Annotated in this window: 8 protein-coding genes; 2 read left to right on the top strand and 6 right to left on the bottom strand. The window is 71.7% G+C overall.

The features are described from left to right. Window positions 1–233: 233 nt before the first annotated feature. Together gmk and GHC57_RS18225 are read right to left on the bottom strand one after the other, a co-directional pair. Window positions 234–926: a guanylate kinase gene (gmk, locus tag GHC57_RS18230; RefSeq protein ID WP_153346952.1), complete on the bottom strand. Its 693-nt coding sequence runs from the start codon at window positions 924–926 to the stop codon at window positions 234–236. Between the two features lie 19 nt (window positions 927–945). Then, on the bottom strand, window positions 946–1857 hold the full coding sequence (locus tag GHC57_RS18225) for a YicC/YloC family endoribonuclease (protein ID WP_170294967.1): 912 nt from the start codon (window positions 1855–1857) through the stop codon (window positions 946–948). 208 nt (window positions 1858–2065) lie between these two features. Here GHC57_RS18225 and argE point away from each other — a divergent pair, with 208 nt between their 5' ends. Then, a complete protein-coding gene (gene argE / locus GHC57_RS18220) occupies window positions 2066–3247 on the top strand; it encodes an acetylornithine deacetylase (protein WP_153346944.1) in 1182 nt (393 codons plus the stop codon). 47 nt (window positions 3248–3294) lie between these two features. Beyond that, window positions 3295–4683, top strand: coding sequence for a PALP domain-containing protein (locus GHC57_RS18215; protein ID WP_153346942.1), 1389 nt, complete (start codon window positions 3295–3297; stop codon window positions 4681–4683). A 118-nt stretch (window positions 4684–4801) separates the two neighbouring features. Here GHC57_RS18215 and GHC57_RS18210 read toward each other — a convergent pair whose 3' ends face one another. The 4 genes from GHC57_RS18210 to GHC57_RS18190 form a co-directional block, all read right to left on the bottom strand. Then, window positions 4802–4975: a hypothetical protein gene (locus GHC57_RS18210; RefSeq protein ID WP_153346940.1), complete on the bottom strand. Its 174-nt coding sequence runs from the start codon at window positions 4973–4975 to the stop codon at window positions 4802–4804. A 29-nt stretch (window positions 4976–5004) separates the two neighbouring features. Further along, window positions 5005–5931 (bottom strand): methionyl-tRNA formyltransferase, encoded by a 927-nt coding sequence (gene fmt / locus GHC57_RS18205; protein WP_153346948.1) that lies wholly within the window; start codon window positions 5929–5931, stop codon window positions 5005–5007. A 2-nt stretch (window positions 5932–5933) separates the two neighbouring features. Continuing rightward, on the bottom strand, window positions 5934–6455 hold the full coding sequence (gene def / locus GHC57_RS18200) for a peptide deformylase (protein WP_153346938.1): 522 nt from the start codon (window positions 6453–6455) through the stop codon (window positions 5934–5936). 428 nt (window positions 6456–6883) lie between these two features. Then, window positions 6884–7921 carry a LacI family DNA-binding transcriptional regulator gene (locus GHC57_RS18190; protein ID WP_211369243.1) on the bottom strand — a complete coding sequence of 346 codons (1038 nt, stop codon included), beginning with the start codon at window positions 7919–7921 and terminating at the stop codon, window positions 6884–6886. Between the last annotated feature and the right edge of the window lie 458 nt (window positions 7922–8379).

Genomic DNA, 8379 nt, shown 5'->3' with positions numbered 1-8379 from the left:
CGCAGGTCTTTGCAGCGGATCGGAGACCCACGCTCGAGATCCTTCAGCCGCTTCGCGGCTTCAGGATGACATCCTATCGTTTTCGTTTGTCATCCCGAGCGAGCGAAGCGAGACGAGGGATCTTGAGAGGCCGGCTCTGACGGCGCGGACCGTGCCGTCATGGTAACCTGAGCCCGTTGCCCTGCGCCAAGGCCGGGCGGGCGCACCCCGCACGGGCGGTGGCTCCCCTACCCTCACCCCTCGTCGCGCATGGCGTTGACGAAGTCGGCGAGGCCCGGCTGACGGTCGCGGCGCAGGCGTTCCGCCGTCAGGATGGCCCGCACCCGGGCGATGGCGGCGTCGATGTCGGTGTTGACCACGATGTAGTCGTACTCGGCCCAGTGGCTCATTTCGTCGGCCGCCTTGGCCATGCGGCGGGCCACCACGTCGTCCGGGTCCTGGGCGCGGGCGCGCAGGCGGCGCTCCAGCTCGCCCTTGGACGGCGGCAGGATGAACACCCGCACCAGATCGCGCGGCAGGCGGTCGGCGAGCTGCTGGGTGCCCTGCCAGTCGATGTCGAACAGCACGTCCCGGCCGGCGGCCAGTTCGTCCTCGACGGCGCGGCGGGGTGTTCCGTAGTAGTTGTCGAACACCCGGGCATGTTCCAGCAGTTCGTCCCTCGCGACCATCTCGTGATAGCGCTCGGGGGCGATGAAGTGATAGTCGCGGCCGTCCACCTCGCCCGCGCGCGGCGGCCGGGTGGTCACCGAGACCGACAGGCGAAGGTCCGGATCGTCGGCCAGCAAGGCCCGGCTGATGGTGGACTTGCCCGCGCCGGAGGGCGAGGACAGCACCAGCATCAGCCCGCGCCGACGGATCGGCCGGCCGGTGTGGTCCACGTTCAGCGGCGCGGCGGCCGGAGCCCGGAAGCCGGGCGGGGGCGGCATGTCGGTCATGGGGACGGCCCTATTCGATGTTCTGGACCTGCTCGCGCAGTTGGTCGATGGCGGCCTTCAACTCCAGGCCCAGACTGGTCATGGCCGTCTCGGCGGCCTTGGAACACAGGGTGTTGGCCTCCCGGTTGAACTCCTGGCACAGGAAGTCCAGGCGGCGGCCCACGGGCTCCTGGGCCGCCAACAGATCCCGCGCGGCCTGCACGTGGGCCGCCAGCCGGTCCAGCTCCTCGCGGATGTCGGCCTTGGCGGCCAGCAGGGCGGCCTCCTGATACAGGCGATCCTCCGACAGCCCGGACCCGGCGTCGGTCAGGGCCGCGACCTGGCCCCGGAGGCGCTCGCGCAGGGCCTCCGGCTGGGCCGAGGCCAGGCCGGTCGCCTGCCCCCGCAGGCCGTCGATCTGGTCGAGCAGGCCGGTCAGCACCGGATCCAGGCGCGCGCCCTCCTCCGCCCGGGCGGCGGCCAGGGCATCCAGCACCTGGTCCAGGCCGGCCATCAGGGCGGCGTCGCGGGTGGTGCGCGCGGCCTCGGCCTCGGCATCGTCCAGGGTGGTCTCGGCGCTCTCCAGAACGCCGCGGATGCTCAGCAGGCCGTCGATCCGCGCCGGGGCGAGATCGGGATGGCGCGTTGCCACCGCCGCCGCCGCCTCGGCCAGGGTGTCGAGCAGCGCCGTGTTGACCACGGGCGCGGCGGTGTCGCGGGTGGGGTCGAACGCCAGCGTGACGGTCAGGTTTCCGCGCTTGAAGCGCCGCCCGGCGGCGGCCCGCGCCGGGGCGTCCAGCGCCTCCAGGCCCGAGGGCAGACGCAGCCGCATGTCCAGACCGCGCCCGTTCACGCTGCGGGCCTCCCACACCCAGGCCCCGCCGAGGGGCCCGGCCACGTGGCCCTGGCTGCGGGCGAATCCGGTCATGCTGGCGATGGTCACGGGCGACCTCCTGCGGGGAATGGAACGGGCGGGGCGGTGTCGAGCCACCTTATAGAATCCCGCTCCCCCGCCCGGCAATGGCAAGGGGGTCTGATATCAGCGCCGGCGCTTGCGCCCGGGGCCGATCCGTCCCAGGTTGGGAGCCTCAATCGCCGCCGCGCGGCGCGCTGTCTTCTGCCGTGCGGCCATCCCCTCAGGAGAACCCTCGATGATGCCGTCCGCCGTGGTCGCCGACCCCGACATCCAGCCCAGCGTCGAGATGATCCGGCGGCTGGTGGGGGTCGATACCACCTCGCGGGAGTCCAACCTGGCGCTGATCCATGACGTGCGCGACCACCTGGCCGCCCACGGCGTCGAGGCCACCCTGATCCCCAACGCCGACGGCACCAAGGCCAACCTGCTGGCCACCATCGGCCCCATGGTCGAGGGCGGCGTGGTGTTGAGCGGCCATACCGACGTGGTGCCCGTGGACGGCCAGGCCTGGGACAGCGACCCCTTCATCCTGACCGAGCGCGACGGCCGGTTGTACGGCCGCGGCACCGCCGACATGAAGAGCTTTTCCGCCATCGCCCTCGCCCTGGTGCCGGAGATGCGGGCCGCCGGCCTGAAGCGGCCGATCCATTTGGCGTTGTCCTATGACGAGGAGGTGGGCTGCTTCGGCGCCCCCGCGATGATCGCCGAGATCGGCCGCGCCCTGCCCCGCCCCGCCGCCGTGATCGTGGGCGAGCCCACCAGCATGAAGGTGGTCGCCATGCACAAGGGCATCCGCGTCTACCGGGTCGAGGTCACCGGGCGCGAGGTCCACGCCGCCCAGGCCGACCGGGGGGTGAGCGCCGTCATGACCGCGTGTTCGCTGGTCCACTGGCTGGGCGAGCGCGCGCGGGAGCGGGCGGGAGCGCCCGTGCCGGGCGCGCTGTTCGATCCGCCCTACACCACCATCACCGCCGAGGCCATCCAGGGCGGCACCGCGCACAACATCATCTCCCGCGCCTGTTCCTTCGTGTGGGCCGTGCGCGACGTGCCCGGCGACGACCTGGACGCGCTGGAGGCGGAGTTCCGCGCCCTCGCCGCCGGGATGGAACAGGACATGCGCCGCGTCGCGCCCGAGACGGGCATCCGCATCGAGCGGCTGGCCAGCGTGCCCGCCTTCCGCCAGGAGACGGACTCCGAGGCTGATCGGCTGGTCCGCCGCCTGACCGGGGACAACACCACCGGCGCCGTCTCCTTCGCCGCCGAGGCCGGGCAGTTCCAGCAGGCCGGCCATTCCGTCATCATGTGCGGGCCCGGATCCATCGACCAGGCCCACCAGCCCAACGAGTTCATCAGCGTCGATCAGGTGCGGGCCGGGGTCGGCTTCATGCGCCGCCTGATCGCCCACCTGGCGGCCTGACCGGGCCGCGCGGTTTCTGTGTTCCCCTTGAACGGAGTCCCCCTTCCATGATCGGCAGCACCGACTATGGTCCCACCGGCGTGGTTGCCGAGATCGCCTGCGCCGGCTGCGGCAGTGTGGTGGACCCCGGCCTGTCGCTGGGGTTCCGCTGCGCGCTCGCCGAGAGCGGCGACGGCATCGAGCACGGCCTGAACCGATTCCTCGACGGCCCCAAGCTCGGGTTTCCGGAAAGCCTGGACCGCAACCCCTTCGTGCGCTACCGCACCCTCATGACCGCCTACCATGTGGCCCGGCGGCTGGGGCTGACCGATGCGGACTATGTGGCCCAGGTCGAGACCCTGTCGCGCCGGGCCGCCGATCTGCTGGGCGAGCCGTTCCTGATGGCGGATGTGTCCGAAGTGCCCTCGGACAGCGCGGACCTGACCCTGTCGGTGCGCCGCCTGGAGGCCACGACCGCGACCCTGCCGTGGCAGGCGCGCGGTCTGTTCGGCATTCTGGTGCATCTGGCGACGCTGGAGGCGGCCGGCCACCGCGCGGCCGTGGCGTCGAAGGACGCGCCGCTGGTGACCCTGGGCGATCCGGAACTGGTGCGGACGGCCGTGGTCATGGCGCAACTGACGCCGCGCCCGCTGCATGTCGTGGTGCCGAACCCCTGCCCGCGCGAACTGCTGGATTTCCTGCAGACGGCCCGCGCAACGCCCCTGCCGGCGGATGGGAGCGACGGCGCGGCCTGCCGGGCGCGGTTCCACCGGGCCGTGCGCGAGGGCGCGCTGCCGTTCACGCCCTACGCCGCCCATGCCCTACCGGCGCGGGAGGGGCTGTCCACCCTGTCCTACGACATCGCCGAGGCCATGCACGCGCGCGGCGAGAGCGTGTCGCTGCTGGTGGTGCCGGCGCGGGGCGGGGCCCTGGCCTCGGCCCTGGTCAGCGGCCTGTCCGAGGCGTTCCTGGTGGGCGGACTCAGCCGGTTGCCGCGCCTGATCGCCCTGGAGACCGAGCCGGACGGCGTGCTGCTGAGCGCCATGGAGCGACTGGGCGCCCTGATGGACGACGAGGAGGACCCGCGTCCCGAGGTCTACGTTCCCGCCCTGCGCGAGGCCGCGCGCGATCCGGGTTCCGTGCTGGTGCCGCCCGAGGAGGACATGGACTCCGGCCTGACGCCCTGGGCGGCCCGACCGCCGGACTGGCTGCCCTGCCTGGAAGGTGTGATCCGCACCCGGGGGGCCCTGGTCACCATCGAGGGCGGGCTGGATCCGGATGACGAAGACGACGACACCGCCGATGACGAGACCGGCGGCGGCGCCGGGGGCCTGGATACGGACGAAGGGTCGGCGTCGCTGGCGCTGTCCATCACGCTGGAGGCCCTGCGCGAGGTGCCCGACCGCCGCCCGCTGGAGGACGACTATACCTCCGGCGTGGCGCTGATCGTGCGGTAGGACCGGGGGGGGCTGTGGTTTGAACCGCCCCGTCCGGCATGCGGAAAGCCTGTTCGTGCCACCCTTTGATACCAGCGGCGGGGGAGTTTGACCCACCCGCCGAGCGGCACCGGCCCGATCACCCGAAGATCAGGGCCAGGGTGAACAGGCCCATGCCGAGCAGGATGCCGCCGAAGCCGGTGAAGATCAGCACCGGCACCAGCCAGGGCGGCAGCGTCCAGCGGTGCTGACCCACAAGCACGATCAGGCTGACCGCCCCGATCGTGAACAGCGTCCAGACCCAGGCGATCATGCGGCGGGTGTCCTCTCACGGGAGGGCGATCAAGCGCCGGGCAGGCGGGTGCCGGCGGGGACCGGGCGGCCGCGCAGGAAGGCGTCCGCCTCCACCGGGCCCTTGCCGGGGCGCTGGACCCGCTCCAGGCGCAGCGCCGAACCCTCCCCACACGCCACAGTCAGGCGGTCGTCCAGCACCGTCCCCGGGGCCGCATCGGCGCGACCCGGGACGGGTGCGGCCTTCAGCACCTTCAGGCGGTCGTCTTCCAGGTCGAAAAACGCGCCCGGCGCCGGGCAGAGCCCGCGCACCAGCCGGTCCAGGTCGGCCGCCGGGCGGGTCCAGTCGAGCCGCCCTTCCGCCTTGTCGATCTTGGCGGCGTAGGTCACGCCGTCGTCCGGCTGCGGGGTCTCGGTCAGGGTGCCGGCCTCCAGGCCCGCCAGCGCCTCCAGCACCAGGGGCCCGCCGAGCGCGGCCAGCGTATCGTGCAGGTCGCCGGTGGTGGTCTCCGGCCCGAGGGGCACGGCGCGTTTGAGCAGCATCGGCCCGGTGTCCAGGCCCGCTTCCATCCGCATGATGGTCAGGCCGCTGTTCGGGTCGCCGGCCATGACGGCGCGGTGGATGGGGGCCGCGCCGCGCCAGCGCGGCAACAGCGAGGCATGGATGTTGACGCAGCCCAGACGGGGCGCCTCCAGCACCGGACGCGGCAGGATCAGGCCATAGGCCGCCACCACGGCCACGTCCGCCTTCAGGTCGGCGAAGGCCTGCCGGTCGGCGGGATCCTTGAGGGTGGCGGGATGGCGCACGGGCAGGCCCCGCGCCTCCGCCGCCCGCTGCACGGGAGACGGCCGGGGCTTCTTGCCGCGCCCGGCGGGACGCGGCGGCTGGCAGTAGACGCACACGACGTCATGGGACTCGGCCAGGGCCTCCAGCGCCGGGACCGCGAAGTCCGGCGTGCCCATGAAAACGACGGACAGGGTCACGCGGCCAGGGTCCCGCTCTTCTTCTTCTTCTGCAGCTTGCGCAGGATCATGTTGCGCTTGAGGCTGCTGAGGTGATCGACGAACAGCGTGCCGTTCAGGTGGTCGATCTCGTGCTGGATGCAGGTGGCGAGCAGGCCATCGGCCTCGATCTCGCGCGCCACGTTGTCCCGGTCCAGATAGCGCACCGAGACCCGCGACGGCCGCACCACGTCGTCGTACATCTCGGGCAGGGAGAGACAGCCTTCCTCGTGGCTGTTGGTCTCCTCCGACTCCCAGACCACCTCGGGGTTGGCGAGGCCCATCGGGCGCGGGTCCTCGCCCTCGCGCGCCACGTCCACCACGATCACGCGCTTGAGCACGCCCACCTGGGGCGCCGCCAGACCGATGCCCGGCGCGGCGTACATGGTCTCCAGCATGTCGTCCATCAGGCGCGCGATCTCGGCGTCCACCGCGTCCACGGGCTCGGCGGATTTTTTCAGGCGCGGGTCGGGCGCGACGATGATGGGCAGAACGGCCATGTCAGGAATCCTCGGAGCGGGGCGCGGCATGTGTTCCCGGAGTTTAGCGCAGCCGATCAGGCCGGGCCAAGACGGTCCGGGTGCATGCGGGCGACATAGGACGCGCGGCTCCCCCGGTCAAGTCATCCGGTCAGGCCACAGCAATTCTCAGGATGGAGGGAGAGCAACGGTTGCGGCCGGTGCCGGCCTGTTCTCCTCCCCCCCCTTCGGGGGGAGGTTGGGAGGGGGGCGCGTTCATTTCCGCGCGGACCCCACTTGCCGCATCAACCCCTGGGGCTTTTTTTCAACCCCACGGGCTTTTTTCAACCCCACGGGCTTTTTTCAACCCCACCCCAGCCCTCCCCTATCCAGGGGAGGGAGTTCGGTTCGCGCCTGGACCTCCCAGCAGGACCCTTCGGAGGCAGCGCGGCCAAAATGAGAACTGCTGGTCAGGCCACCCGGCCGGCCGTGGCGCCCTCCGGCCGGCCGGCGGTGCTGTCCCGCTCGATGAGGGTGTGGGGCGTGCGGATCAGGCGCGGCGGCAGCGACTCGCCGGTGTGGTGCGCCTGGATGGCCTCCAGCATCAGGGCGCCGGCGCGGGTGCCGATGTCGCGGCTGCCCACCGAGACCGTGGTGATCGACGGCCAGCATTGGCGGGCCACCTCGAAATCGCCGAATCCGGCGATGGCCAGCCGGTCCGGCACCGCCCAGCCGCGCCGGTGGCATTCCATGATGGCCCCGAAGGCCGGCAGGTCGGACACGCAGATGACGGCCTCCACCTCCGGCCAGGTCTCCATCAGGCGCACCACGGCGGGGCTGCCCTGGGCCATGGTGACCGGGGGACGCCCCAATGAAATCACGCAGGCCCGCTCCAGACCCAGCGCCTGCACGGCGCGCTCATAGCCGGCGCGGCGGTCCTGTCCGCGCGTGTCCTCGCCGTGCTCGCCCTCGATGAAGGCGATGCGGCGATAGCCCCGGAACACGAGGCGGGCCATCATGTCCTCGATGGTGGCCGCGTTGGAGAACCCCACCACGTGGTCGATGGGCGCGGCCGGCAGGTCCCAGGTCTCGATGACCGGAATGCCCGCCTTCTCCAGGATGAGCCGCCCGCGCGGCGTATGGGTGCCGCCGGTGACGATGATGCCTTCCGGGCGGCGCTGCAGCATGGTCTCGATCACCTGTTCCTCGCGCAGCCGCGAATAGTTGGTGATGCCGATGAGGACCTGCATGCCCTCGGTGTCCAGCACCTCGGTGATGCCCGAGACCGTGTCCGAGAAGTTGGAGTTGTTCAGCGACGGGATCAGCACCGAGACGAACCCGGTCTTCTTGGACGACAGCGCGCCGGCCGACAGGTCCAGCACGTAGCCCAGGTCCTCCACCGCCTGCAAAATCCGGTCGCGGGTCTCGGGAGTCACGGGCCCGGTGCCCTTCAGGGTGCGCGACACCGTCATGGCGGAGACACCGGCCCGGCGGGCCACGTCGGCCATCGTCGGGGCCTTGCGCGGGGGGCGTCCGCCCGTCTTGCCTTTCGGGGACCGTGATCTGGCCATGACGACCAATCAGTGCAGGATGTGGGCCAGCCTCGTGGGAATCGTGCCCGCAAACCGGCATGGCGTCAACTGTTAGCGATATCACCGCCGGCGCCCGGGGACCGTTCCGACCGGCGGGGCTCCGAACCCGGATGACTGTTCTGTGACACGGATGGGGTCGCCCCAGCCTCACGAGGTCCTTCGGTCGCCCCCGGCGACGCGTCGCGTCGCGGCAAAGGCGCGCGACCATCGGACCGATGGTCGCGGGGGCTCCCTCAGGATTGTCTGTTTGATTTGTGGCATTGTGGAGATGCCGGGTTGCGGGGCCCCGGGTGGCCACCCGGGGCCCCGCACCGGATCGTGTGATCGTCTCAGGATGGGGTCTTTGCCCGTTGTCATCGTGATCCGCGATCCGG

This window comes from Roseospira navarrensis, from assembly GCF_009601025.1.
GTDB classification, from domain to species: Bacteria; Pseudomonadota; Alphaproteobacteria; order Rhodospirillales; family Rhodospirillaceae; genus Rhodospira; species Rhodospira navarrensis.
This window is presented reverse-complemented; position numbering and strand designations above follow the sequence as displayed.